Source organism: Halobacillus sp. B29, assembly GCF_052246755.1.
Taxonomy (GTDB): Bacteria; Bacillota; Bacilli; order Bacillales; family Halobacillaceae; genus Halobacillus; species Halobacillus halophilus.
This window is the reverse complement of sequence record NZ_JBQQCM010000034.1, coordinates 1-570: the sequence shown is the minus strand read 5'-3', so window position 1 is coordinate 570 and position 570 is coordinate 1. Positions and strand designations below refer to the sequence as shown.

Annotated in this window: 2 tRNA genes and 1 rRNA gene; all 3 read left to right on the top strand. The window is 47.7% G+C overall.

The features are described 5' to 3' along the window. Positions 1-87, top strand: a 16S ribosomal RNA gene (locus ACTWP7_RS20385); the annotation flags it as partial. A gap of 130 nt (positions 88-217) precedes the next feature. Next, positions 218-294, top strand: a tRNA-Ile gene (locus ACTWP7_RS20380). 9 nt (positions 295-303) lie between these two features. Next, positions 304-379, top strand: a tRNA-Ala gene (locus ACTWP7_RS20375). Positions 380-570 lie beyond the last annotated feature (191 nt).

The following is a 570-nucleotide window of genomic DNA, read 5'->3' as shown; positions in this document are numbered from 1 at the left end:
AGCCAGCCGCCGAAGGTGGGGCCAATGATTGGGGTGAAGTCGTAACAAGGTAGCCGTATCGGAAGGTGCGGCTGGATCACCTCCTTTCTAAGGAAACCGGAAAGGCGGAAACGACCGATGGTCGTGGGAGCTGAACCGGACGGAAGACGTACTTGGTTGGTTGTTCAGTTTTGAGAGATTAAACTATTTAAAATATTTAATCCTATAGTAATTGGATGGGCCTGTAGCTCAGTTGGTCAGAGCGCACGCCTGATAAGCGTGAGGTCGGTGGTTCAAGTCCACTCAGGCCCACCATTCAATTCTGGGGCCTTAGCTCAGCTGGGAGAGCGCCTGCTTTGCACGCAGGAGGTCAGCGGTTCGATCCCGCTAGGCTCCACCATTTAAATGAATGACTTAAACACAAAGTGTGATTTTGTGTTTTATATTCAACCCTAAATAATGGGTGTGAACCTTGAAAACTGGATAAGGAATCAATAGCGTTTTAGACGCTAGTGATGACAAGACATTCAACAGAAACATCGAACGAAACAACGTCTTTTCACGACGATAGTTAAGTGAATAAGGGCGCAC